Source organism: Endozoicomonas sp. SCSIO W0465, assembly GCF_023716865.1.
Classification (GTDB): domain Bacteria; phylum Pseudomonadota; class Gammaproteobacteria; order Pseudomonadales; family Endozoicomonadaceae; genus Endozoicomonas.
The window spans coordinates 139497-164197 of the sequence record NZ_CP092417.1 but is presented as its reverse complement, the minus strand read 5'-3'; the positions used below and the strand labels follow the sequence as shown (position 1 = coordinate 164197).

The following is a 24701-nucleotide window of genomic DNA, read 5'->3' as shown; positions in this document are numbered from 1 at the left end:
GGTGATCCTCCCTGATCCTGTGGATTAATACTCGTAATCAAACGACTCACGGTAATTCCATTGCCCGTTGTTATCGTAGGTCTGCACCAGTCCGTTCTGCCAACGGTTCGCCGCCTGGTTAAACGCCTGGTTCTGGGCTTGCAGTTTCATCTCGTCCTGCTTGAAGCCATAACCTAGATCGTACTGACGGGCGGCTTCATTGAGCTGGTCGTACTTGATCTTGTTGTCGGTGAACATATCCGCTGCCAGTTTATAAACACTGGCTGCACTGCTCAGGCCATCAGTAGCGGTCTTGGCGCTATCCAGCCCCAGCTCCGCCACATCGAGGTTGCGGTTCCAGCTTTCCTCTCTGGCGGTGTCCCGCACCTGATTCTGGATGGCCGAGAGTCCCGCCGCCTTGTGCAGGGCATTGCTGGTACCAAAACCCGCAAACCGAGCCGAATTGGGATTCACGCCCATCCGGCGCATATCCCGCTCGTACTCCGACTGTTGCAGGTCCGCATTGGCCTGATAGTCGCTGGTCGCCTCCCCCAACCGGCTCTCCAACTGGGCATCCGATACCGTGGCGTTGTCGCCCAGGTACTGGAAGTTGGGCTGGTAGTTGTCAAACACATCAAACAGCTTGTCGCCATACTCCTTTAGCTGGTCTGCCACATCGGTGGCCGCGTCGATATTGAGCTGGTAACGCTGCTCGCTGTCATCGTAGGCATAGCGGGGGGCGATGTCCGGCATCTGTGGCTGAGGTTCGTTTCTCCTCCAAAAGTGGTTGCTACCTGAACCCAGAGAGAAGGTATTGAAGCTCCCCATCTGATCCAGACTTTTCTGATAAGCACTGTTGCCGGTAAGGCCATAGCTCATGCCAGAGTCCGGTATTCCCCGACGGGTCATACCCTGTGATCGTGTCATGCCCATGGTGAGTCTCCTGTTTATTAGCCCGTGGCCGTTTATTCGCCGGTAGCCGTCCAGTGGATAATGGCGTCGGCTACGCTGACATCGGTGGCACCGAGGTCATAAGCGGTGGTGTCCCAGTAGAAGTGGTTCAGGGGGGCATCACTCACTGGCTGTGCCCGCTGATAATAGATAGTGGCCGCAATGTCGCGGATATGAACATAAGCCAGACTGGTAGGAACGTAGTTCGGCTCGTAAAAACTGCCAGCCTGTGACTGTCCGTCATATCCGGCCCGTTCTGCCCAGACTTCCACTTCCGGGTAGATATTGCCGTCTTTGTGAACCACATCCTCCCAACGCATGGAAATATCCGTAAACCGAGTGACTTCCCACTCTTTTGAGAAAGAGTCATTGGACGTGGTTTTCTCGTAGGTGTTGTATTCGCCCCGATCATTGGGGAGTCGCACTCTGGCCCGTCCTTTAACCTTGTCCTGCCCCCAGGCTTTGCTGTCATAGCGGTAGAGGTTCCTGACCTCCAGCCGTATATCCACTTTGGCGAAATACAAAATCCGGTTGATCTCCCACCCCGAACCGATTTGCGGGTCACCAATGCTAATTGTGTGTCGGAAGGTCTGTGCTGAATTGGTGGGACTGAGGGTTTTCTGGTAGGGGTTGGCAATCTTGTTCTCATCCCGGTAGTCGTAAGTAACGCTGCCACTGTTGAACGTACCTTCTCGGTCTTCCGCTAAAAAATACAGACCCACCTCATAGCTGCCCTGGGTCATGGTCTGGCTGAGTTCGATGTCGTGGGTGGTGAACTGGTCGATGTCCAAGGCCACCGTTTCCCCGTCGATCCACTCCCCCCATTGCTGCCGATAGCGAAGGGTCACGTTCACCTTACGGTTCTGCCAGGTACCACCGCTGCCGGTGGAACGCTGGCTGGCAACCCGCCCTTTCAGAGTGACCTTTTTCACCTGATCCACCGCCTCTGGTAAAGGTGGTGGTATTGCTGGCCCCCTGGTAAAGGGCGTTCCTGACCTCCGTCTTGCTGCCATCCGCCAGCAAGCAATCGGGCATAGGGTTTGAACACCCACGCCCCTTCAATGGCGCCGTGAGGCATGGGGGTAGAGTGGTACAGTTCCAGCCGCTGGGACTGGTCAGGGTAGTCGGCGTTGTAAACAGTAATATCGCGGGGATAGAGGTTAATGGTGGGCTGGCTTTTGAAATAGGCGGGAATCACCACGCTCTGGTTATGCCTGCCGATGCCGCTTTCTGTCCGACGCACCTCTTTGTAACGGACGTGGCCGGAGCTGGCGGTGTAGATATAGGACTCAATCCGTCCCTCTTTCAGCACCAGGTAATCGTTAGTAGCGATACCACCGCTGCCGGTAATCACCATCTGGCCAAATCCATCGCTACCGGTACTCAGCTCGATGGAGCCCTGCCCCACGGTCAGTGCCGTGCCGTTTTGCAGTTCACCGGACTGAAGCTGGCTGATATTCACCGGTCCGTTCACCGCCAGATAGCCGTTAAAAACCAGCACATAGTCCGGTGACCCTTCCGTGCCGATATTGCGCACCGAAAACGGCTGCTCCGACAGCTCCGGGCTTTCCAGCATCAGGTCGGCCAGACTGATAATGGCCGTTCCCTGACCCGCCGTTCCGGCCAGTGCATTAAAGCCACCCACCTGTCCGGCACTGTTGACGTGGCGCACCCAGTAATAGTGCAGCGTGGTGTTGCCGGTGACATCGGTATAGCGGCTGCCGTTGGTTTCGTGGACCAGTGACGCCTGCGCACGGTCATCCACCTGTGCTCGCCATACTTCCGTGTGGTTATGGCCGTTATAGGCAGGGGCATCCCATTCCAGGATCACGGCACCAAAGATGCCGTTGGAGGACAGACCAGCAGCCGGAGTTGGCGCGTCCGGTGCGGTAGTTCCTCCACCATCACCCGTCACTGTTACGATTGACTGCACCGGCTCCAGAGTATCGGTGATAGAACCCACGGCAGAGGCAGGCAGGCTCAATCGCTGACCTTTCTCCTTCGCCAGACCCAGCTCTGCCAGCTCGCTGTGCAGCACTGCCCTGTCCCCGGCATTGCCGCTGCGACCGGCGAGGCGGTTCAGAAACTCGCGCACGTAACGGTCTACCGTTGCTGGCAGTGCAGGGAATTTAGCCATGGTGATTTAAATGATTACCCTGAAAGGTTAAAAAAATCACAAAGAGCAAAGCTCACCACTCGCATGATGAGCAGGTGATTTATCAAAACCAGCATTTCCATATGCACCAATAACGGGATTTGTTATAAAAAAACAATAGGACTAAGGATAAATAGAGTTTTTGTAACTGTTCAGCACCCCCACATAAATCTGGAATTTTCTGATTTTTATACCATCCTCTTAAGCACCATTTTTCCACAATATTCGCCAGCATGATTCCAGAACTACCCGCAACTATGTCGGCTGAGATTCTCTTGAAAGAGAATGCAGAGCTGCGGATGAGAGTTGCCTGTCTGGAAGAGCGATGTCGAGAATTGGAAGAAAAGGTTGGCAAGAACAGTCAAAACAGCAGCAAGCCGCCATCGTCTGATGGTTATCAAAAACCTTGTAAAAACAGTAATTCTCCAGATCATTCTGACGACCTTTCCGCAGATAAAGGTACCGATCCATCGGATGAAAAACCCAATCCTAAAAGTCTGAGACAGTCTTCTGGTAATAAAGCCGGTGGAAAGAAAGGGCATCAGGGCACTTGTCTTAAACAGGTCGATATCCCTGACTATATTGAGTACCTTCCGGTTAAAGAATGCAATAAATGTCAGGCGTCTCTTCTTGATAGTGAGCCGGTCAAATATATTGAGCGACAGGTGTTTGAACCAGGGAGACCGGGTGAATTTGAAGTAACGGCCCATAGAGCTGAAGTAAAAATCTGCACTTGTGGTTGTCGGAATCAGGCTGAATTCCCGGAAGGTGTTACCGCTGCCGCACAATATGGCTCAGCCACACAGGCTATGGCCGTCTATCTTAACCAATACCATTTCCTGCCTTTTAAGCGCGTGTCAGAGTATTTTAATACTCTCTATAAAATGAGTTAGGACTTACGCATTGACAACAGGCTCTAAAATTTGATAATGCCAAAAAACAGATGTCTTCAGGGATGAAAGTGAGAACTACCACTCGACCGACCACTGCACGATGCACTCTTGCAAAATACATTGGCTTTTTGATTAGTGAGCCAAAATCATCAACATGCACAAGACTGGCCGAGGTTACCGACTTTTCTCACGATAGCGCAAACCGCTTTCTTAAGCGTGAAAACTATCAGCCCAAAGATATGTACGATGAAGCAGTCAAAAGTTTAAACCCTATTGGCGGCACCCTGAGCGTTGATGACAGCGTGCTCGACAAACCTTATAGCTACTCCGTGGCACTGGTTGGCCACTTTTGGTCGGGTAAACATCACCGAGTGGTTAAGGGAGTTAACCTCATCACCCTTTATTACACCGACGTATCCGGGCGCCATATGCCGGTGAATTACAGGATATACGACAAATCGGAAGACAAGACAAAAAACGACTACTTCCGTGAAATGTTGATTGAAGTGCTGGTATGGGGGCTGAAGCCAGCGTTCGTTACCGGTGACTCCTGGTACAGCTGCACGACTAACCTGAAGACGATTAAAAACCATCAGACTGGGTTTATGTTTGCCGTTGAGAAAAACAGGACAGTATCACTGGAAAAAGGTAAATGGCAGCAGGTTCAACACCTCGACATCCCCGACAATGGTCTGGATGTATGGCTCAAAGACTTCGGTAAGATCCGGTTGTTCAGGACGATGCTAAAAGACCAGCGTCGCCACTACGTGGTTTACTTGCCAGAGGAAGTCCCTTTTGAACGCAATGACTTCAAGCAGATCCATGACCAGCACTGGCAGATCGAACAGTTTCACAGGGCGATCAAGCAGGTTTGCCATATTGAGCACTTTCAGGTTCGCAGCGAACGACCCGTCAGAAACCATATATTTGCTGCAATTTTAGCTTTTGTTTATCTCCAGAAAATGCAGATAGAGCAGGAGTTTACGAATATTTATCAGCACCAACGGGGGCTGTTTAAAGAGACAATAGGCGCTTTCATTGAGAGTTTTGCAAAGGGGAAGGATCACCTCCTACCAAAATTTATCGGTGTCATCAATGCGTAAGTCCTATGAGTGTAAGTGCAGGCACTGTCGCCAATTTTGTGGCCAGAACCTATGAAAATCTGGCTTCTACTGAAGAGGTTATTCGTGACGCCTTGCGGGAATCGTCTGCTGCCGGAGCCGATGAAACGGGTATGCGGGCCGAGGGCTCTTTGCACTGGCTACACGTTATGCGGGATGAACAATGGACGCTCTACTACTTGTCTGAAAAGCGAGGTCGTGAGGCCATGGACACGATGGGCATACTGCTAACATTTGCAGGCGTTCTGGTTCATGATCATTGGAAATCCTATTTTGCATATGCGGCAACTCACGTACTTTGCAATGCCCATCACCTGAGGGAGCTTTTGGGTGTTGTTGATAGGGACAGCAATCAACTGGCGTTGCGATTGATGAAGCTACTGAGGCTTTCCTGGCATTACTGCAAGGGCTTTAAGACCATAGGTATGCTACAGATGCCAAGTGTTGTCTGTGAACGAATCGAGAAGATTTATGACCGGTTGCTTCAGCGGGCTCTAATGAAAGAAGTCGTCTATATGGAGAAGCAACGAGAGGAGCTTAAGCGCAAGAAAGTCAAGAATACTAAAGCTTACAATCTCTTCAAACGACTCACTGAGTTCAAGGCTGAGACACTGCGCTTCATGTCAGATTTTACCATTCCCTTCGATAACAATGGCAGTGAGCGGGATGTTCGAATGGCCAAGTTAAAGCAGAAAATCTCAGGCTGCTTCAGGAGTGCAGACGGTGGTTCTATGTTTGCACGGATTCGCAGCTATTTGTCGTCTGCCAGAAAACAGGGAATGGACATATATCAATCACTTCATAGAGCTGTTCGGAATTACTGTAATATGCCTTTGCTCAGTGCTGAATAGTTACGAGTTTTTAAAGGAACCTGGGGTAATAAATATATGATTGAAATCATTCCGAATTGGCATCCCTTCGTCGTCCATTTTGCAATTGCACCACTATTTATTGCTACTTTGCTTTTTTTGTCTGTCTATATTCCTGCTTTTGCAAGTAAGCGTAGCGAACTACTGATAGCAGCAAAATGGAACTTATTTATAGGCGTTGTTTTTTCCATCCTGGCAGTAGCTACCGGATGGCATGCTTATGGCAGTGTTACCCATGATTCTCAAGGCCATGCTGCAATGTCTGTTCATAGAAATTCTGCAATTATCACATTGTCATTATTTTTACTGGCATCAGGCCTTTACTACCGTACACAGAGAAAAAAAATTCAAAGCTGGTTTGTCTTGTTAATGGTCATATCTTCAATCAGCTTAGGAGTAACAGGCTACCTGGGTGCAGAAAATGTCTATCGTCATGGTCTTGGAGTTAAGCGTCTTCCAGAAACATTGAAAGCAGGCGATATCGATCACGAGCATCATGGAAGTGGGCATCATCATTAACAGACAATCCGGTCCTTTGCGAAATATAAAATGGCATTCATGATCCCGTAACTGGGCTAAGTTACCGTTAATGGTTGAATCAGCTAAACTCCCATAAAATCTACGTTGTAGGGGAGTGATATGCAATCTGAACTCTTCCAGAATTTTATTGATTCCATTTCAACATTAACCAGTGAACAGCGAGACATTCTTAACAACTCGCTCCTTAGTACTCAAATAGAGGTTACCGAGGTAGTAGAAACCACTGACTCTGAACCTGTTTACAGTGAATCTATACCCAATAACGATAATGCAACACCTGACGTAGAAAAGAGCATACTTGCCCAATTTGCCGAAAACCCCAGGTGCCCCAAATGCAAAAGCCATAGCGTTGGTCGCTGGGGCATACGAAATGGCCGACAGCGCTACCACTGCAAGACTTGCGACTCAACGTTTAACGCCTTTAGTGGAACGCCTTTGGCAAGGCTCAGGCACCCTGAAAAATGGAACAAGTACCTCGCAGGTATGACTCACTCTATGGTCTTGCGACCAGCTGCTGCTGAGAATGCCATTGACTTGAAAACTGCGTTCCGCTGGCGTCACCGCTTTCTTGAAGTGATTAATAATGATCAAGCAGAAGAGCTTTGTGGCATTACTGAGCTTGATGAAACATTTTTCCGTGAATCCTTCAAAGGGCAAAGAGAAGGCCTTCCACGGCCAACCCGAAAGCGGGGTAATGATCCCAACAAAGCCCGAAAAGTCCCGGTAATGGTGGCTCGGGACCGTAATCGAAATACCGTTGACGGTGTATTAGAAAACGAAAGTGCTAATGAATTGTGCAGGCATTTAAATGGCCGCATATCGATACAGGCCACGGTCTGTGCGGATGCACACCTCGCTCACGAAAAACTTGCTGACAAGCTTGGATTTGTCTTCAAGGAGCTGGTGACATCAGCAGGTCAACATGTTGTTGAAGGCATCTACCACATCCAGACTGTAAATTCTTATCACAGTCATTTAAAACGCTGGATTGGTGGCGTATTCCAAGGGGTTGCAACTCGTTACCTTCCCCATTATCTGGCCTGGAGGCGAGAACTGACGGCAGCAAAAAAATTAACTGTTGGCCGGTTGATCAGCAGAATTACTGAACATTGGTGCTTCCAACCATTAACGGTAACTTAGCCCCGTAACTGTCTTTCACCACCCCTATCAGGAATAAACCGATTCGTAAGAAATGCCTAAAATTTGGATAATCATCCACTGCTTTTCCTTCAAACCGACCACATGCTGTTCCTGATTATTGACCGTTAATACATTAATTCCCTGAAAGCAGAAGAAGACCCATCTTGCTGTTGGATTCTGGCAGGGCTTCTTTTTCTGGTTTGGAAAAACACGACTCTGCTTTTTCAGTTCGTGCCTTATTCTGTGCTGGATAGCAGCATAGACCATCAGGCAGAGTGTCATCACCATCAACAGCGCTTCAATGCGCTCCGGTTTCTTCAGATAGAGTGAAGAGACCAGAAAGTCCGGGCTTTTCAGGAAACGAAAGCCGCCTTCTACCTGTTGTTGCGACTTGTAGGTAGTTCTCGTCCAAAAACACAACCAATTGAAAACTGTAGATTTTATCCTGAAAAATTAAGTGGAGCCCTACTGCTATCTGGCGACTAAACTTCCCAAGAGCAAGAAACATAAGGGATTGCCAAAAACAGAGGACTCCAAATGCGCAAAAAACGCAACCCGCAGTGTAGTATGGAACTCCATTACGTACCTCATGAAATCTGCTCCCAGCTTTCCGGTATCTCGCAATGGCTTGACGCCCATCCACAGTTCAATGACTGGATTTATGAGGACTTAAGTTCTGGTGATAAACAGAACACTGGGCGGAACGGACTATCAGCAGAATCCGTTCTTCGTGCGGCACTCCTGAAACAGTATTTGAATTGTGATTATGACTACTTGTCGTTTGTTTTGATGGACTCCATGCTCTTTCGAGACTTTTGTCGCCTCGAACCAAACCAGCGCCCCAGTCGCTCCAGTTTGCATGGGCTCATCAGCCTTCTTACTGCATCTACATGGGAACGGATTAATAACTGTCAGCTAATGACCGCTAAAGATCAGGGTATTGAAAAAGGGCGCACTGTGGCTATTGACAGCACAGTCACCGAATCGGATATCAAACCTCCTTGCGACAGTGATCTTTTAGCCAGTTCCGTTAAAGAAATTTGTCGGCTGCTGGAACGGGGACAAACACTGACAGCGACACCGCTTTATGAATATACCCATCACAACCGAGCCGTAAAAGATGCGGCCAGAAAATGCATCTACGCTGGCAAAGAAGAGCGGCATCAGCATTATAAAAAACTGCTGCAGTTGACCCGAAAATCCCGGAAGGTACTTATCGAAGCTACTGTCACGCTAGCAAACGCCCGTCAGCAGGGGCAGTGTCTCCTGGCTGATGATGCCGACAAGTGGCAGGCCGATGTGGATCACCTGTTACCCCTGGTGGATGCAATAGTCTCCCAGACAGAGCGCAGGGTCTTTAAGGGTGAAAAGGTGCCAGCCCAGGAAAAAGTGGTTAGCCTGTATGAACCCCATACGGATATCATCGTAAAAGACAGGCGGCAAGTACAGTATGGCCATAAACTGAACCTGGTTCAGGGAAAAAGTCGATTGATCCTGGACCTGGTTATTGAGGAAGGTAACCCAGCGGATTCGGACCAATTCATTCCGATGATGGAAAGACAAAAAGAAATTTATGGTCGTGTACCTCGCCAGACAAGCGGTGACGGCGGATACGCGTGTCGCGCTAATTTGGAAAAAGCCAAGGCCATGGGAATCAGCGATGTAGCTTTTAATAAGAAGCGCGGACTTGAAGTCGAAGAGATGACTAAAAGTCAGTATGTGTATAAAACGCTCTTTCGCTTCCGGGCAGGTATTGAAGCGGGAATTTCGTGGCTAAAGAGATGTTTTGGGCTATCACGTTGCCACTGCAAGGGTTCTGAGCGTTTTGATTCTCATTGCTGGTTATCGGTGGTCTGTTACAACCTGGTGATTCTGGCCAGACACCCGGCACCATCCTGATAGCCACCTCCACGCTACATGAAAGTACCTTTCCAGCATGGTGGGAGGATGTTTTCTGCCTGCTTTTCGCGTTTTTCTCCAATATCCGTCCCAGATTAGAGAAAAAAAGGGAAGAGTTTTTGCGGCTCTCTGGAATTTCAGGAAATATCAAAACGCACGTACAATCTAATTATGATTGCCTGATGCGTTTTTGGACGAGAACTAGGTAGATAACAGCTCGCCAGCATGCTGACGGTTCTGATCCAGCTCATTGGTGCTCAGGATAAAGTAGCCCAATGAGGCCTGTGCATGCTCCTTTTTCTCGCAGGCAACAAAACATACGCCATGGACAAAATATTCGAAGTGATCAGGCTTACTGTCTGATGGTGGACGCCCCTTGCCTGAATAGCAGGGTTTGCGGATAACCTCCGGTTCCGATCCACTCTGGCAGAGCTTCGACTGTTTCTGCCATAAGGCAAAAGCCTGCAATGCATCGTCTTCGCAAAGAAAAGCCTTTTTACGCAGCTTTTCCAGGTCACGAGCCTCTTTCAGTGACTGTTTCTCCATCTTTCTTATCAGCGTTTTCTGCTCGCTCAGTCGACGCTTTTTATTGAGAAAAAAGAACCATCGTTGTTGAACATCTCCATAGGTGGAAGGCACTTGTGCAAAGTAATAATCTTCATAGCCTTCAACAGGCTTCAGCGATACAGCAGACGCTTTGCCGACCAGTTGCTTTGCATCCTTGATATTCAAAGGCACCCGGGAGATAAACCGCTGTTTTTGATCATCAAGTAACTGAAGGGTTTCAGCAACGTACAGGGCGGCATCAGCGACCAGGTAGCGGCTATTCAAAGCAGCCCTGAAACACGACAGATGGTTTTTGATAATCTCCTGAAAGCAGGTTTTATCGTTCACATTACCGCTGGCAGGCGCCATGAACACAGGAATACCGGCCTCATTCTCGGTCATTAACTGCAAGACCACCTGGTTCAGATCAGGCCGGTGGTCGCGGCTGTAACCGCGGCAGATATGGATGCACTTCAAGTCATCAGGGTCGTTATTACTGTTGTAGTCACCATCCACATGAAAGCTGGTGCCGTCCAGATTTAATGCCTTGCAGGGCAGCTTCAGAAGATTAACGACCTTAACAGCAAGGTGCAGATACAAGTCACTGACGCCAGCGTCATAAAGGCTGTCGAGGGCTCGACCCAGTACCTTGTCGTTCAAATGTTCAGCCTGGATGCCTTCGCCAATGAGCCGATCGATCGGCTTGTCCTCATAAAAATCAGGAAACATATACAGAGTCTGTCCTGTAAAGCCCAGCCCATTGATGATCATTGCGACCACAGCCTGTCCAATCGTGACATTACGTACATCGGAGTCATTGGTTATGCGCGCATCAATATATTCGGCTATCTTCAGTTCCCGGCACATCGCGGCAACTAAGCCAAGGTGGTTCAGGCTTTTGAGATGGTATTGAAAAGGTGGCAAAACAATATCCCTGAATATCTGATCAGTCCTTTGACAACAGGTTTCAGGAAAATATCAATTGGTGTGGTGAAAGACAGCCGTAACTTTATCAAAGGCAGTTTCTTCTCTCTGCTTGACGATTTGCATGGGTAGCATCTGTGATTCAGGTTTATTTATTGGCTGCCTTAAAGTTCGGCCATGGAACTGGCGACAATCACGGCAGTCACGGTGTCGGTGCCTTCCAGCTCAAACTGCCAGCGGCTGCCACGGCCTGCGGGGAGTCGGAAGCCCCTGTCAGACATGACCGGCAGTTCCAGTATCTGCTGCTCATCACGGAATACCCGAAACACCAGATCGGTGTAGCTGTCCGCCATGATCCGTGCCAAACTGAACAGGGCAGGCTTACCTTGAAAAACCTTGCTTCGCCACCGATAGGGCATAAGGTCAGAACCTTTGTCCCATGCTTTGATGGTGTCACCGATGGCCAGATAGAGCGTGTCATCCTGAAGATCACGGTAACAGGCATCAGCGTAAGTGCCGATCTCGGTAAAGGTGCCGCTGTCGGGGCTGAAGATAAAGCCGCCCTTCTTATCTGGAGAGTTGTTGGCATCACCGTAAAAACCAAAGTACCGGCCATCGTGGAAGCAGCCGTGGATAGTCTCCGGCTGGAACCGTTCCCGCCAGTCTTCCGGGTTGATGATGTTACGGGTCATCAGGTCAGCCCGACCGCCAGCGATACGCACCAACCCATCTGGCGAGGCGTAAAGTGCCATATCCCCCATATCCACCATGCTTCGCTTGCTGATGCAGGCATGGGCCGTATCGAGCCGTTCCAGTGTCATGGCAGACGGTTCCGTACCAAAGGCCACATAGGGATAACCGTCAGTGACAATGATCACACTGTTGGCCGCTACCGCCAGTGACTGGATGTCATACTCCCCCGCCAGCCGATAGGCCGCTGGCCAAGCGTACAAGTGATAGGGTTCGCTGAACATCAGCTCCTTGCCAGAGAATCCAACGGCAACACCACCGGGCAGCACCACCATGCCTTGCAGGTCATTGGGAGGCGCGATCCAGCCAATAGTTTTCAGGATGCCGCCCCGCTGATCCCAGGGGGTTTGATCCACCACGCTGGTGACGCCCACCGGGGTATCGGTGGCTACGGTGCCGCTATTCCCTTGTAAAGAGTTAATCTGGGTGCAGAGCTGGTACACGCCCACCTGCGTACTGGTGTAGACCCTAAAGTGGGTAATGTTCATGTCAACCACACCCGGCCCTGAAGCCAATGTCAGGTTGACCGTTTCACCGGGCAGGACGCTTATCTCACCAGAGGGCAATGACGGCGGACCTTCCCGTCCGTTCTCATCCACCCAGGTGTAGGTATAGAAGCGGGTTTCGGCGTCCACTGCCTGAGCATCTTCCAGCGGCGTACCACTGAGAGTTACCACAGGTGCCATGTCCGGCTCCGGCATACCGAGCTGATGGTCATTGACCGGGTAGTCACTGCCACCACTCAGGGCAAGGCCATTATCGGTGTAGCGGGGACCTTTCACGGTGCCGGTGTAATAGACCCGGTTGTTGGGATCGTCCGCCACGGGCGAACGGATCACGTCCACGTCTGTGGTCCAGTCAAACCAGTACCGTTGCCCTTCGTTGCGATAGAGGTAGATGGACTGCGGCGTTGCGTTCAGTACCTGCTCATCGGCGGGTTGATAGTAGGCTCTCAGGCTGCCATTGGTTAAACGACAGTCAATGGCCGCCTCCGCCTGGGTGTCTTCCAGCAGGTGGCTGTCCAGCCAGGGGACTTCGCCGGTAAAGGAGGTGATATCGAGTTTCATGATCGGTTATTTTTTCAGGCCGTACACCGAAACCGTGCCCACCAGTTTGTTCTGGTTCATGGCTTCCGCGTAGAACTTGATGCCCGTGATCGAACCATTCACCGGTGCCGACAGGGTTGCCGTGATGTACTGGTCACCGTTACCACTGTCCAGATGCGCGGTGAAGGAGCCTTTACCATTGGGGTTCACGCACACCGTCATCGTCCCGGACAGAAAGACCGACTCCATCTCACCATTCACCAGGGCATAGCCGGAGTATTGGCCACCCGACAGCGTATACCCGTCACTCTTGATCACCGAGGTATTGGCCCAGCCGTACCCCGTTACCCAGGAGCCATCGGACTGCTTAAAGGCCATGCCCAGTTTTTTCTCCCGGTAGTCACCGTTGTCATCAATCCCGAGGTTATTAATGACCAGCTGATACCCGCCATAAAGGGCATCATCAAAACCGATGTCCAGCACCATTTCTGAAACACCCGACTGGGATACTGTACTGAGCAGCTTCATATCGTCTTCCTCTGCATTATTGCCCTGGCTCTCCAATGCCTCTATCCGTGCGGTCAGATCGGTAATAATGTCCTGAAGGCTCTCTACCGAAGCAATGGTGTGAATATGATCCGGTGGCGCGGTTAATGAGGTCACCACCCCACCCACCAGTGCGAACAACTTGCCATCGGCGGTATTGATCGCCACCTCCCCTGAGGCCAGGTCAGACGACAGCGGAACCTTGCCGGGTGTCGCCGAGCTTTTCAGTTTGATGGTGTTGGATACAGGCCCATTCCTCTGGTTGCTGCCGGATCAGAAGGTGCCGCCATCCAGAACGACACCGTTCACCGAACCACCGGTGATGGTGACACTGGCCGCTGACTGAAGCGCCATGCTGTCGAGCCCCAGGTTACTCCGGGCAGTGGCGGCGTTGGTCAGATCCGCCAGGTTGGAGGATTTGGCCAGTTTGGTGCCGATCTGGGTGGTCAGGTTGCTGATGGTGTCGGGGTCATCCCCCAGTGCCGCCGCCAGTTCGTTGAGGGTATCCAGCGCTGCCGGCGCTCCGGCCACAACGGCATCCACACCCAGCTGAACCCGGGCATCCACCTGCGCCTCATTCAATCCGCCGGAACCGGTAGCGGTCAGTACACCACTGCCATCAATGGCCAGGCCAGTACCCACCTTGATACCACCCAGGGTGGCTCCCGAGGCCGTGGGCAGGCTGTAGTTATTGGCGTTGTCGTCGATCCCGGCCAGTTTGGTAACCACCGTTTCACCGCCAACGGCGGTCACGGAGCCATCGGTTTCACCGATAAACAGATACCCGGAGGCTTCCGAGTAGGCCAGCTCCCCTTCCGCCAGGCTGGCCGGGGTGTTGGTAATGGCACTGCGTTTAATCTGAATGGTGTTCGCCATGGTTGACGCTCCTGTCTATCTATGACGGTTCAGGGGAAAAAAGCGGTCAGAAATAACCGCCATTAACATTGGCAGCAGGGCTCTGGTTCACCAGGTCTGCCACCGAGTCATGCAATACCTCCATCTCGTTTTTCATGGCGGTCAGTTGCAACTTGTCGGCCTCATGGGCATCGTGCCAGCGTTGGACATCGCCATGGTGCTGGGTGATGTTGCTGTTGAGCTGCCGGTTTTCCGTGGTCATCGCCCACAGCGAGCTGGACAGGGCATCGGCACGCCCGACAGCCTCTTCGATCTGTGGCAACCCCGTGGCCAGGGCTTCCTCGATCGCCTGCCGGTCTTCGGCAATGCTCTGCTGCTGGGCAGCCACCACGGCCACGCCGTTACCAAGGGTGGCGACCACCGTCGTCTCGTTGGCCATCGCGGGCTCCTATCTCAATGCGTGGGTGACGCCTGCCTGAACAACAACCGTTCCGATGGCCACCGTGGATACCGCCTGACCATCCGGCGTGGTGACCTGGACATCAAACTCATAACGGTAGGGGGTCAGCTCATTGGTCTCTTCCGGTGCCAGGTACATCACCGCCGTCGTGCCGGATACCGTCATCCGTTTTTGCAGCACGGCTTCGTCATCCGGCTGCATCCGGTGAAACTTAAGGGTGAAGATCAGCGTCCACCCGGTCAGGTCCAGCGACGTGCCATCCTCACCACTGAACGACACCGGCACGGAATAGCTGTCACCCCGGATAAAGGCAGGCAGGGTGGTGGAAGCAGGAATGGCCATCAGACAAACCGCCTGCGGGTCACCGACTGCTCACCACCACTGACGCCCACCAGTCCACGGATGCGTTTTTTATTCAGCTCCCGTTCGTACTTCTGCCGGTTGACCTCTGCAAGCTGCGGGTTGGTCCAGGGCTCATCGGGCATCATTTGCAGATCTGCCAGTACACCCCAGCAGGCAAACTCAAGGGTCAGGTTGCCCACCTCGTCCGGTACTTCTGTGGCAGCAAACGAAGGCATCAATGTCAGCTCAATTTCGTGCATGACATTCTTGTCCGGGATCGGAGCAACGCTCAGGGCAGCTGCTTCAAAATGGCGGTAGTAGTAGGGGGTGCCGGCAGATATATAAGGCGGCAGCAGATCGCGGCTTTCCAGTCGGGTGCCGTCTTCCCGCAGGAGGTTCTGCACCGTGGCAATCTCACTGCCAGCGGGTGCAGTCATGGTGTAGTCCTTAATGTCCTTCACCATAAACAGCTTGTCACTGTGCCGCCAGATATTGGCCCGATGGCAGATATCCCGCAGGGTAATGATCAGGTAATTACGAATCACCTGATCCGGGCAGCCCTTGGCATACGGGCGTATGCGGGAAAGGTAGGCGTCCAGTTTCATCTATCCCTCCACCTTGCCCTGTAGCATCTGCCGGAACAGTTGATCCACGTTCCACTTCAGCCCCAGGTCATTGGCAAACATGGCCAGATAGCTCTGCGCCTGCTGCATATTGGCTTCCGTTTCCATATCCATGCTGAATGCCCGGAACAGCATGTAGTTGATCACCGGGTTGATCCACAGCCCATCCAAACTGAATAACTGAGTGTCGATGTCAAAATCGGTAATGGCTATTCGTGCGGGTGCCTGGCTGACCAGTAGGTTAAGCGGGTGTTCTGCCGGGGGCACAGGGTACACATAAAACACTGATGGGCTTTTCTGGTCGTAGACGTACTGTTCGACGTTTTCCCCATTGGCTGTCGTCCAGTTGGGCAACAGGTTGTCGAGGCTGCTGCGGGTGGTGGCAATCACCGTTCTGCCAGTGGATGGGTTATCCACAATATCCAGCAACCGGTAAGTGCCAGGCGGCAGTGACTGTACCGCCTGCGCCTGACAGGTAAAGGGCAGTAGCTGCGAGTTCACATCAGGCCGGTTCTGCACCACCGCCAGAAGTGCCTCGTTATAGGCATCCAGCAGGTTGGCATTGGTCCAGCGGGGAACGGCCGTGTTGTCCTGAAGCAGGTCACGCACCCGCTGGATGATCTCGGTAACCTTCATCACCTACAGCCGGTTACCCTGTTGATCACAGAACTCCAGATCCACGCCTATTCGTTTCTTCAGCCTCGGGTTATAGATAAAGACGCTGTGGTTGTTCTTGTTCAGCACAAATTGCAGCGGCTTACGGTGGCGTGGTTGCGGTGTTGGTACTGGCTGCTCCAACGCAGTGGGCACCTCAGTCACATCCGGCTCTTCCAGCTCGTCCGGTTGCTCCAGTGGTTCACCACCGTTCATCAGCTGACGTATTTCGTTTTTTAACTCATCCAGCTTCTTGCGCTTGTCCAGCTCCACGTTAAACATCTGCCGGGCAAAGGATTCCAGTTCATCTTTGCTGCGGCAGGTTTCCAGGTTAAATGCCATTTTTTCAGCTCCTCTGAAAAACGCATCCCGCCACCCGCTAACCGCTCCCCGCAAAAGCACCACGAATGGAGTCTTGTACGGGAAGCAGGCAGCGGGAAGCGGGCAGCGAAAAAATTAAGAACGCTTCGCTGCCAGCAAAACACCCGCATCCGGCTTCAGCACCTTGTACCCATACACCTGCAGGCCACGGTGCCCCATGCCGAAGTGCTTCTCCAGCGTCAGGCTCTCATGCTTGATAAACTGCGACGCAAACCCGGCGAAATCTTTCACACCCGCCAGGCACTGAGTCACTCCCGACGCAGTGGCCAGGTTGTTGCTGCAATACAGCGTGAACCGGTCGATGATACCGAGTCGTCCGTTACGCACGATGGAGGTACCATCACCAGCCAGCGACGCATCTTTCAGCTCAGACTTCTTGATCATCCCGCACACCCAGGGTGGCAGTACCAGCCAGCGGTCGGACTCGGGAATGTTCTTCTCGTCCAGCAGCGTGCCCATATCGACGATGTAATCCAGCACGTTGGTCTTATCCACAACCACGCCAGTACCACCGCCGTCGATCTTGTTGTCCGGATGCACATCGGTGTAGATATTCCCCAGTACATCGCCGTCTACTGCGATCTTCACATTTTCCGCTGCATCCGCAGAAGATTCGTTGATCAGCTCGATATTGGACTGGACACTCTGGATGTAGTCATCCACAAAGGCGTAGTACTTGGTCTTGTCGATGGGCATTTCCACCTTGGGTGGTTCCAGATCCTGATACTCAACCCCCACGGCACGATCATAATCCGCGACCGTAATATCAGGCCGGGTACGGATCACCACCTTGGAGCCTTCCGACTGGATCTCGCCTTCCCACTTCGTGTTACAGATGGCCGCCAACACGGTTCGTTTATAGAACTTCGCGTTGAGTTTCTTGGAGTAAATAACGGACAGGGCATTGGCCATAGCCCCCGTTGGAAATGTGGTATTTGCCATGATTCAAGTCCTTTGAATCACGGGAAGCGGTTAAACGACGATGATTAAACGCTCCCCTCAGAGGCGACCTCCCTGCTTGATCCACTGGGCCAGAATCTTGTCGAGTTTTTCTTCATTATCGTTAAACTCTTTCTGCGGCATGGCCGCAATCTGTTCCAGCGTCAGGGTCGGTTGGTGCCCCCGGGTTTTAGGGACTGAGTGGGTCCGCACCGGCGGTTCACTCAGCTGCTTTGCCTGCTGCATTTTCTGTACTGGATCAGGTGCCGGTTTCGGTGCAGGCTTGTTGAAACCTGCGGCCTCTTTATAGAGACTCATGACCTGCGCTGCACCCAGTGGGCTGACACGACTCAACTCCTGAACATCAGCCGTTTGTCGTGCAAACCAGCCTTTAAAATCCTCACTGGCGGAGATCTGCTCTACATCGGGATGCAGACTGCGCAACTTGTTCCAGAATGCCTGTTGTGCCCGCTCCGCCTCCTGCTCCTGCCGGGCCTTCTCAATAGCGGCCAGCCGCTGTTCCAGTTTGCGGTTGAGCTGTTCCGACTCATCCAGCTTGTTGAACACCGGGTCCAGCTCCTGGTAGTCCTTGCGGAGTTCCTGGAACTGGTCGGACGGCTCTGGCTCACTGTTTGGCTGAGCAGTACCCTGCTGACTGAGCAGATCCACCTTGGCCTTCAGCAGCGCCATCTGCTGCTGAAGCTCGGTATTGCTGCGCTCCAGGTCAGCGGCTTTCTGCGTAGCCTGGGTCATCAGGGCATGGGCATTCTTGCGGGACTCTTCCGCCTTGGTGTACTTGTCCTGCCAGTCTTCACCGTTATCGTCATTGGATGCTGGAGCAGGCGGCTCTGACGGTTCGTCATCAGCGTCCGACTCCGGTTCGGGTGGCGGGGGTAGCTCATCAGCGGGTGGGTTCTGATCGGTTTGCTTGTCCTGCTCGTCCTCTTGCTCTGCAAAAGCGGCAGGGGCGTCCGTAGTCAGACCCATAAGGGCTGCCAGTTCGGCATCGGTTTCCTGATCCAGTTTTTCGGCATCAATGGCCATTTCACTCTCCCTGTGGGGCTCGTTGGCTTGTCCACTTGGTTGCGCCTGTGAAAGTCCGTGGGGCTCTGGGCTTGTCCATGTTCTTTCAGGCATTGTTCGCCGCCCGCTTTCCGCTGCCCGCCACCCGTAAAAGACAGTAGATGTGCTTTTTCGGGAAGCGGGGAGCGGAAAGCGGGAGGCGATGAAAAATCATTGTTGTAGGTAAGTGCGTGATCGCTGCGCCAGTTGCATCAGATCACTGAGCTCCTGAGTCTTACCCTGCAGGATGCGCAATTCGGTTGAATCCCGGGCGTGAGACATTTTCTCCAGCAGTTCCGCCCGTCGACGTTGCAGGTGCTCGACCAGCGTCTGGTAATCCGGGTTGCCTTCCAGCCTCAGGATCGCGTCCGCCTCCTGGCTGGTCAGGTGCAGGGGATTGGGCATAGAGTTCTTCCTCAGGGCGCAGGGCTTTATCCGGATCGATATCCAGAGACTTCAGGTATTCGTTATAGAGATAGCGGTGGTCGGTCATCGGCCCCAGTACCGGGTTCATACTGACATTCAGGGCATTCATCATCCGCTCTGACTGAAGCTCTTTGGCCACCAACGCGGCACTGCCCATGGCCACCACATCCAGATCGCCCCGCTTGGCATCTTCGATATCGCTCCGGCGCATGGCGAAATTGAACAGGCTGTCGATCAGAGGCACCGTGGCGTAGTCGTCAATATTTTTCACCACGCTTTTCAGGGCCACATTGGCGGCGGTCATCAACATGCTCATGCCGCTGGCGGTCTTGTTCAGGCTCTGGGTCTGTTCGCCGTGGGTATAGCTGGGCAGTGAGGTCTCTTCATCCGCAAATCGTCGGAACAGTTCAAAGATGCCAGACAGGTCCTTTTGGTTGCTCTGGATATTGATGGCCTGAATCATTGGCCCCTCACCGGCTTCCCCGTCATAAAACCAGAGTCGGTAGGGATAGATCTTCTTGGCATCTTCCAGGCTCATCCCTTCCGGAAATTTGCTCACATCCATCTGGAACATGGGACCAGCGGTGAGGGCGGCATTGTCCAGCAGCGCCCGGCCAGTGGAGTTCATCACATCCTGGCTGTCGTTCATCATGTAGGGGATGCCGATCCCCCAGAACCGGTGCAACACACTTTCGTAGGGAACAAACTTGTAAGGGATCGCTTCTGGTTTCAACGGGTTGAGCCTTGCCATAATCATCCGGCCATCGCAGATCCAGATATTGGCCTGGTACTCGGCCTGCTCATCAATATCATCAACCCCATACTCCTTCAGCTGCTGGCCATCCACCGGCCCCCAGTACTCGAGGACATCAAAACGGTTGGGTGTCACATACTGCTCATCGTTGTCGTTGATATTACGCAGTTCCCGTTCGTAATCTTCAGGGATATGGTTCCCCTGGGGAGACTCCATCAGAATGGCGTGAATGGTCTCGGTCTCGAAACCGTGACTGCCTGCCAGTTCCCGTAGCTCATGTTTGGTCAGCACATGGCGGCGGAACAGATCGTTGGGCTTACCGGGATCGTGGGAATAGGGATCGGGAAACAGATCAAAGACACTGGCCCATTCAATATCCGGCTCAATGCTCTGGCGCTCGATCAGTTTCCACTCATCCCCCTCACTCTCCCACTTCTCATGGTTGCGGATATTCAACGTGGCCACCTTGATACAGCCAGTGCCAAGGGTGACTTGCTCCTTCACCATCTTTTTGATTTCGGTGAGCGCGTTGGCATTGATCAGGTAGTCCTTGATCAACCGCTTCATTTTCATAGCGGCTTCGTTGGCACGTTCCAGTGCTTCGGCCATCAGCGCCCGCTCCATCTCATCGTTTCGTTCCTGGATGAGTTGGTTACGGGTATGGGGATCAAGTCGATAGGGGAGCAGTTCCTGAATGGCCATCATGCGGATCTGTCGTTTAATCGACGCCGGAATGTCGGCCATTGGGCTGGGCACAATATCCCAGAAACTGTCCACGTTTTGAAACAGCAGATCCACCAGTCGAGAATAAGCGGCATTGACCTTGGTGGCGGTGATCTTGATAAACACCCGGCTTAACGCCTGCTGCTCTTCCATCACCTTTTCCTGCTCGGAACCGTATTCACCCTTTACCGCACGGAGCGCTTCCAGCCACTCGTCTTCCACTTCCCGGCGAGCTTCCCGGTATCCCTGCCAGCGGCTTTGCAGGTCAGCGGCAAAGGCGTCACGCACCGCCTGCTCCTGACGGTCGGCATCCTCTGCCTGCTGCATCTCCGCCTGTGTCACCTCGTCCGGTGTGGCGACCTGTACCAGTCCGTAGTCCATCCTGTGGGCTTCCTTGACAAAGTAACCGCTTAGGTTACTTTCAATGTATGATTATCAGTTTCCTGCACAAAGGACTGGAACGGTTCTACCGAACGGGTAAAACCTCCGGTATACAAGCGCAACACGCTAAAAAATTGAAACGCATTCTGTTGTTGCTTAATCGGGCAAAACAGATCGGTGATCTGGACATTCCCGGCTTCCGTCTTCATCCACTGAAAGGGGAACGCAAAGGCATCTGGTCAGTAACCGTCAGTGGTAACTGGCGGGTCACGTTCCGGTTCAATGGCAACGATGCCGAAATCATTAACTATGAGGACTACCACTGATGGAAATGTTTAATCCGCCCCATCCGGGCGAAATACTGAGCGAAGAAATCCTGAAGCCACTGGATATCAGTATCGTGGATGCTGCCAGTCATCTGGGCATTACCCGCAAAACCCTGTCCAAGATCATTCATGGCCGTGGTGCCATCACGCCGGAAATGGCCTTTCGGCTTGAAAAGGTCTTTGGCAACCCTTCTGCCAGTGTCTGGCTGGGGATGCAAAATGATTACGACCTCTGGCAAGTCAGGCAAAACGCGCCCATCGTCACCCCTTTTCAACCGGATGCCGCCTAACGCCTCCGGTTCTTCTTCCCTCTGCGCCTGATCCACTCAAGCCGGTGGCCAGCCATGATGGCGGGGTAGTTCCCCACCACCCGCTGGGTGAAACGTATGATTCTGTGTTCCATCAGTAAGCCGACTTGCCCGGAGCCCGATACTTCAGCTCGTTAATATTGATCTTCTGCCGTGGCAGCTTTAGCACCATCTGCTGGGCAATGGCGTAACTGATCACCCGATCATCAAAGCAACCTTCCTGCGCGTTGCTGCTGCCGTTGTCCTCAATGACGTAGGTCTGGCACTCAGCAATAGTGTCCTTGTTGCAGATACCCGACTCGCCATCCCGCAGCAGTGCCGCCAGGTGGTCGATCATCAGGGGCTTGGATTTCGTGGTGGTTTGCCAGCCGAGGCGTTTGGTGCGCTTCTGGGTTCTCTGGTCCACCGTGGTTTCCATGTACAGATTGGGGTACTTCAGGTCTTTCAGCTTGGTGACCGTGGTCAGACCGTGGTTATTGCGCTCCACGCCGACCAACGCGCCGTTGTAGAACCGGCCCAGCTTGTCCAGCATCTTGCCCAGATCGTCCGGTGCCACATGGCCATGCCAGTGGGCTAACTGATAGCCGTCACGGTCACACACATCAATGGAGCTGTAATCCCCGTGCTTGTGCTTGTCATTGACCGGGGCCAGCCCCTCCGCCACATCGCAGCCGATCACGTACTGAGTGCCGGTCTTCGGGAACTCCCAGACTTGCAGCAGCCCTGACTTATTACGGTTCACGCCGTTGATGGTCAGCTCGATGGACTGTTTCGGGGCGTAGCATTCGACCTTGGCCGACTCGGTGTGCTTGGGATCAAACACCGGCCTGCCGGAGAACAGGAACGCTTCCTCCACATTGCAGGGGTATTCCTGTTTGAACTTGTCTTCTGACTTCAGCTCATAGATTTTCTGCCGCCGCCACTGGAGCTGTTCATCGCTCAGGTGGTAGGTCTGCTTCAGAAATCTTTCATCATCATCGAGCGTGAAGCCTGCCGGAGCTGCCGCCTGATATTCCTCCTGCCAAAACCACGGGATAAACACCAGTTCAAAATCGCCACGGCCAGCAGCAGCGTCCATAACGTAATCATAAAAAACACCACCGACCCCGTTTGCAGTGCTTTCAAGGATGACTTCAGTGTCTGCTTCATTGGGGACCGCCTGTAACACACCGGCCAGGTGTTCATCTGCGTTTGGCCAGAAGGCGACTTCTGAGCCGTGGAATAGTTGGGCAGTACTGGATCGCCCTGCTCCCCGGTTGCCTGCGGTACCCACCCGATAACCGGAGTCATGGGTAAAGTCCATCTGCTTGGCACTCTTGTTACTGAGTGTCTTCTGGGCAAAGGCAGGCAGGTTTTCGTGGTAGCGCAGCACCATATCGAACAGGTTGGCCGTGGCGTCCGCTTCGTGGGTCAGGATGTAAGCTCTCAAACCACGATTGTTGCTGACCTTCCAGTAAAACCGGGCTTCGGTGTACGTGCTGCATCCCTGCTGCCGACCTTTCAGCACCACGATCCGAACCTTGCCGGTGCGCTTGAGCTGCTGGTTGATCCGCTTGTGCAGGTACTTCTGGGCTGCGTTCAGCTTCAGGGGCACCACTTTGGCCGACTTGGTTCTGATTTTCAGGCAGAGGCTGGCAAAGTAACGGAAATCAAACAGCAGCTTCTCTCTGCCAGTCAGTCCTCGTCTTCGCTGTCGGCTTCGCTGTCCCTTGCTGCCAGCCATTCGTCCACCGTTTCCAGTTCGTCCTTGATGACGGTCTGCTCAAGCTTGTCCCGCCATTTGAACCGGTTCTTCATGTACATGATCATCATGGCAGGCTGCACCTCGGCCTGAGCCAGTGCGCCCCTGATGTACTTGTCTTCCCACCAGGCTTCAGCCAGCACATCCCCCTGCTCCACGGCAGCGGCAAAGTCTTCATGCCTATCGATGTAGGACAGAAACGTCTTGTAGCTGATGCCGAGCTCTACGGCAGTCGCCTTACGACTCATGCCTTCGGCCATCAGGTCTTTCACCTGCTGACACATCGCGGGTTTGTATTTACTGGGGAATGCCATAACTAAATGAGGTGCCTGAATGCGTAGGCGATCAGAGCAGCGGTGACGGTCATCGCCACCCATTGCACAACACTGCTGATCACGGAGTTTTTCTGCACGGCCTTCTCGATGGTGTCCAGCCGTTCTTCACTGCGTTGTTCCCGCAATGCCAGGTTGACCATCCGTTCATCGTGCTTGGCCAGCGTCTGGAGTATCTGGGTGATCCCATCAAGCTTTTCTTCAATCCGGTTGAAGCGGTCTTCGTCGGCCATGGTTACCTCCGGGCAACGCCCTTCAGTTTCTCCACCGTTCGCGCGCCCCCCAGTCCCAGCAGGCAGAGCAACAGGGTAATCACCGTACTGGTGTCAGCCGCAGGTAACTGGCTGGCAATGTCGGCACGATCCGACAGATTCAGTCCGATGATGATCAGGTCACGGACAATCCACGTCCACGCCAAAATGAAAACACACAACCAGCCAAGGGCAGGCCGCCAGCCGGAGACAAACCGGCTTGGGTGTTTTGCTTCCTCGATGTTGGCCAGTACCTGCAATATGTGAGGCTGTTGTAATTGTTGATTGAGCGAGAGCTCCGCCTTTGCCCGTTCCTCATCGGAGGTAAACAGGCTGTCGAGTCCCCCCATCAACGCCTTGGCGATCCCTGCCATGGGGTTGAGGTTAATCATCCATCAGCTCGAAGTGTGGGTAATCAATGAATTGGTGGTCGGTCATTGCGCCGTCCCTGTCCCAGTCACCACCCCAGCGCAGCCGGATGCCCATGCCCTGGGCAATGCCGAGCACATACCCGGCAAAGTGGGCAGCTCGCTGGTAGTCGAACCAGTCCAGCGGAAAGGGCATCACGTCCACCGCCCTGCTGGGCAGACTGTTGTGCTTGCTGTTCGGCCACTGCACTTGGGACTTGCCGCCCTCAAAGGCCAGAGTCTGGGCTGCCTTGCCCCGATGGCCACAGATGATGGTGCAGTCGTAATGCTGAATCACTTTGTTGAAGACACGCTGAAGCCGTTCATCGCAACTGGCCAGATGCCGTTTGGACGAAGCGGAAAAGCGGTACATGGTG

29 protein-coding genes and 1 pseudogene are annotated in these 24701 nt (G+C 53.0%); 8 read left to right on the top strand and 22 right to left on the bottom strand.

Features of this window, described 5'->3' with window-relative positions; translation table 11 throughout:
* Positions 1-24 precede the first annotated feature (24 nt).
* The 4 genes from MJO57_RS00755 to MJO57_RS00740 form a co-directional block, all read right to left on the bottom strand.
* Positions 25-906 (bottom strand): hypothetical protein, encoded by an 882-nt coding sequence (locus tag MJO57_RS00755; RefSeq protein ID WP_252022094.1) that lies wholly within the window; start codon positions 904-906, stop codon positions 25-27.
* A 38-nt stretch (positions 907-944) separates the two neighbouring features.
* Positions 945-1871, bottom strand: a complete 927-nt coding sequence (locus tag MJO57_RS00750) for a hypothetical protein (RefSeq protein WP_252022092.1) — start codon at positions 1869-1871, stop codon at positions 945-947.
* Entirely contained in the window at positions 1859-3067 is a 1209-nt protein-coding gene (locus MJO57_RS00745) for a hypothetical protein (protein ID WP_252022090.1), read from the bottom strand. The genes MJO57_RS00750 and MJO57_RS00745 overlap by 13 nt, the downstream gene beginning before the upstream one ends.
* An 82-nt stretch (positions 3068-3149) precedes the next feature.
* Positions 3150-3320: a hypothetical protein gene (locus tag MJO57_RS00740; protein ID WP_252022088.1), complete on the bottom strand. Its 171-nt coding sequence runs from the start codon at positions 3318-3320 to the stop codon at positions 3150-3152.
* Here MJO57_RS00740 and MJO57_RS00735 point away from each other — a divergent pair.
* The 5 genes from MJO57_RS00735 to MJO57_RS00715 all read left to right on the top strand — a co-directional run bounded on the left by MJO57_RS00735 (position 3319) and on the right by MJO57_RS00715 (position 7648).
* Positions 3319-3978 (top strand): DUF6444 domain-containing protein, encoded by a 660-nt coding sequence (locus MJO57_RS00735; protein WP_252022086.1) that lies wholly within the window; start codon positions 3319-3321, stop codon positions 3976-3978. The genes MJO57_RS00740 and MJO57_RS00735 overlap by 2 nt on opposite strands.
* A gap of 68 nt (positions 3979-4046) precedes the next feature.
* Positions 4047-5081 (top strand): transposase, encoded by a 1035-nt coding sequence (locus MJO57_RS00730; RefSeq protein ID WP_252026884.1) that lies wholly within the window; start codon positions 4047-4049, stop codon positions 5079-5081.
* 5 nt (positions 5082-5086) lie between these two features.
* Positions 5087-5950, top strand: coding sequence for an IS66 family transposase (locus MJO57_RS00725; RefSeq protein WP_252022084.1), 864 nt, complete (start codon positions 5087-5089; stop codon positions 5948-5950).
* A 36-nt stretch (positions 5951-5986) separates the two neighbouring features.
* Entirely contained in the window at positions 5987-6487 is a 501-nt protein-coding gene (locus tag MJO57_RS00720) for a DUF2231 domain-containing protein (protein ID WP_252022082.1), read from the top strand.
* 120 nt (positions 6488-6607) lie between these two features.
* Positions 6608-7648, top strand: coding sequence for an IS1595 family transposase (locus tag MJO57_RS00715; protein ID WP_252017335.1), 1041 nt, complete (start codon positions 6608-6610; stop codon positions 7646-7648).
* A 27-nt stretch (positions 7649-7675) separates the two neighbouring features.
* Here the strand turns inward: MJO57_RS00715 and MJO57_RS00710 are convergent.
* Positions 7676-8044 (bottom strand): annotated as a pseudogene (locus MJO57_RS00710) (IS1634 family transposase); the annotation flags it as partial.
* A 141-nt stretch (positions 8045-8185) separates the two neighbouring features.
* Here MJO57_RS00710 and MJO57_RS00705 point away from each other — a divergent pair.
* Positions 8186-9547, top strand: coding sequence for an ISNCY family transposase (locus MJO57_RS00705; protein ID WP_252017318.1), 1362 nt, complete (start codon positions 8186-8188; stop codon positions 9545-9547).
* A 201-nt stretch (positions 9548-9748) separates the two neighbouring features.
* Here MJO57_RS00705 and MJO57_RS00700 read toward each other — a convergent pair whose 3' ends face one another.
* The 12 genes from MJO57_RS00700 to MJO57_RS00645 all read right to left on the bottom strand — a co-directional run bounded on the left by MJO57_RS00700 (position 9749) and on the right by MJO57_RS00645 (position 20959).
* Complete coding sequence (locus MJO57_RS00700; protein WP_256493073.1) at positions 9749-11017, bottom strand: IS1634 family transposase; 1269 nt, start codon at positions 11015-11017, stop codon at positions 9749-9751.
* Between the two features lie 164 nt (positions 11018-11181).
* Positions 11182-12834, bottom strand: coding sequence for a hypothetical protein (locus tag MJO57_RS00695; RefSeq protein ID WP_252022080.1), 1653 nt, complete (start codon positions 12832-12834; stop codon positions 11182-11184).
* 6 nt (positions 12835-12840) lie between these two features.
* The gene (locus MJO57_RS00690; protein WP_252022078.1) at positions 12841-13527 is read right to left on the bottom strand and encodes a hypothetical protein; all 687 of its coding nucleotides are present in this window, start codon (positions 13525-13527) and stop codon (positions 12841-12843) included.
* A gap of 105 nt (positions 13528-13632) precedes the next feature.
* Positions 13633-14235, bottom strand: coding sequence for a hypothetical protein (locus tag MJO57_RS00685; protein WP_252022076.1), 603 nt, complete (start codon positions 14233-14235; stop codon positions 13633-13635).
* Positions 14236-14281: 46 nt separating this feature from the next.
* Entirely contained in the window at positions 14282-14653 is a 372-nt protein-coding gene (locus tag MJO57_RS00680; protein WP_252022074.1) for a hypothetical protein, read from the bottom strand.
* A gap of 9 nt (positions 14654-14662) precedes the next feature.
* Positions 14663-15016 (bottom strand): hypothetical protein, encoded by a 354-nt coding sequence (locus MJO57_RS00675; protein WP_252020478.1) that lies wholly within the window; start codon positions 15014-15016, stop codon positions 14663-14665.
* Complete coding sequence (locus MJO57_RS00670) at positions 15016-15621, bottom strand: hypothetical protein (protein ID WP_252022073.1); 606 nt, start codon at positions 15619-15621, stop codon at positions 15016-15018. The genes MJO57_RS00675 and MJO57_RS00670 overlap by 1 nt, the downstream gene beginning before the upstream one ends.
* Positions 15622-16275 carry a DUF6682 family protein gene (locus tag MJO57_RS00665; RefSeq protein ID WP_252022071.1) on the bottom strand — a complete coding sequence of 218 codons (654 nt, stop codon included), beginning with the start codon at positions 16273-16275 and terminating at the stop codon, positions 15622-15624.
* A gap of 3 nt (positions 16276-16278) precedes the next feature.
* Complete coding sequence (locus MJO57_RS00660; RefSeq protein WP_252022069.1) at positions 16279-16635, bottom strand: hypothetical protein; 357 nt, start codon at positions 16633-16635, stop codon at positions 16279-16281.
* 114 nt (positions 16636-16749) lie between these two features.
* The gene (locus MJO57_RS00655; RefSeq protein ID WP_252022067.1) at positions 16750-17616 is read right to left on the bottom strand and encodes a hypothetical protein; all 867 of its coding nucleotides are present in this window, start codon (positions 17614-17616) and stop codon (positions 16750-16752) included.
* 57 nt (positions 17617-17673) lie between these two features.
* Positions 17674-18657, bottom strand: a complete 984-nt coding sequence (locus MJO57_RS00650; RefSeq protein ID WP_252022065.1) for a hypothetical protein — start codon at positions 18655-18657, stop codon at positions 17674-17676.
* Between the two features lie 253 nt (positions 18658-18910).
* Positions 18911-20959, bottom strand: coding sequence for a hypothetical protein (locus tag MJO57_RS00645; RefSeq protein WP_252022063.1), 2049 nt, complete (start codon positions 20957-20959; stop codon positions 18911-18913).
* Between the two features lie 47 nt (positions 20960-21006).
* Here MJO57_RS00645 and MJO57_RS00640 point away from each other — a divergent pair, with 47 nt between their 5' ends.
* Both MJO57_RS00640 and MJO57_RS00635 read left to right on the top strand, forming a co-directional pair.
* The gene (locus tag MJO57_RS00640) at positions 21007-21285 is read left to right on the top strand and encodes a type II toxin-antitoxin system RelE/ParE family toxin (protein WP_252022062.1); all 279 of its coding nucleotides are present in this window, start codon (positions 21007-21009) and stop codon (positions 21283-21285) included.
* The gene (locus MJO57_RS00635) at positions 21285-21575 is read left to right on the top strand and encodes a HigA family addiction module antitoxin (RefSeq protein ID WP_252022060.1); all 291 of its coding nucleotides are present in this window, start codon (positions 21285-21287) and stop codon (positions 21573-21575) included. Before MJO57_RS00640 ends, MJO57_RS00635 begins: the two co-directional genes overlap by 1 nt.
* A gap of 112 nt (positions 21576-21687) precedes the next feature.
* Here MJO57_RS00635 and MJO57_RS00630 read toward each other — a convergent pair whose 3' ends face one another.
* Genes MJO57_RS00630 through MJO57_RS00610 form a run of 5 tightly spaced genes read right to left on the bottom strand, consistent with a single transcriptional unit; the run spans position 21688 to position 24697 of the window.
* Complete coding sequence (locus MJO57_RS00630) at positions 21688-23316, bottom strand: hypothetical protein (RefSeq protein ID WP_252022058.1); 1629 nt, start codon at positions 23314-23316, stop codon at positions 21688-21690.
* Entirely contained in the window at positions 23268-23648 is a 381-nt protein-coding gene (locus tag MJO57_RS00625; RefSeq protein WP_252022056.1) for a helix-turn-helix domain-containing protein, read from the bottom strand. Before MJO57_RS00625 ends, MJO57_RS00630 begins: the two co-directional genes overlap by 49 nt.
* Positions 23649-23650: 2 nt before the next feature.
* A complete protein-coding gene (locus tag MJO57_RS00620; RefSeq protein WP_252022054.1) occupies positions 23651-23899 on the bottom strand; it encodes a hypothetical protein in 249 nt (82 codons plus the stop codon).
* A 2-nt stretch (positions 23900-23901) separates the two neighbouring features.
* Positions 23902-24309, bottom strand: a complete 408-nt coding sequence (locus MJO57_RS00615) for a 3TM-type holin (RefSeq protein WP_252022052.1) — start codon at positions 24307-24309, stop codon at positions 23902-23904.
* Positions 24302-24697 (bottom strand): M15 family metallopeptidase, encoded by a 396-nt coding sequence (locus MJO57_RS00610; RefSeq protein WP_252022050.1) that lies wholly within the window; start codon positions 24695-24697, stop codon positions 24302-24304. Before MJO57_RS00610 ends, MJO57_RS00615 begins: the two co-directional genes overlap by 8 nt.
* Positions 24698-24701: the final 4 nt, after the last annotated feature.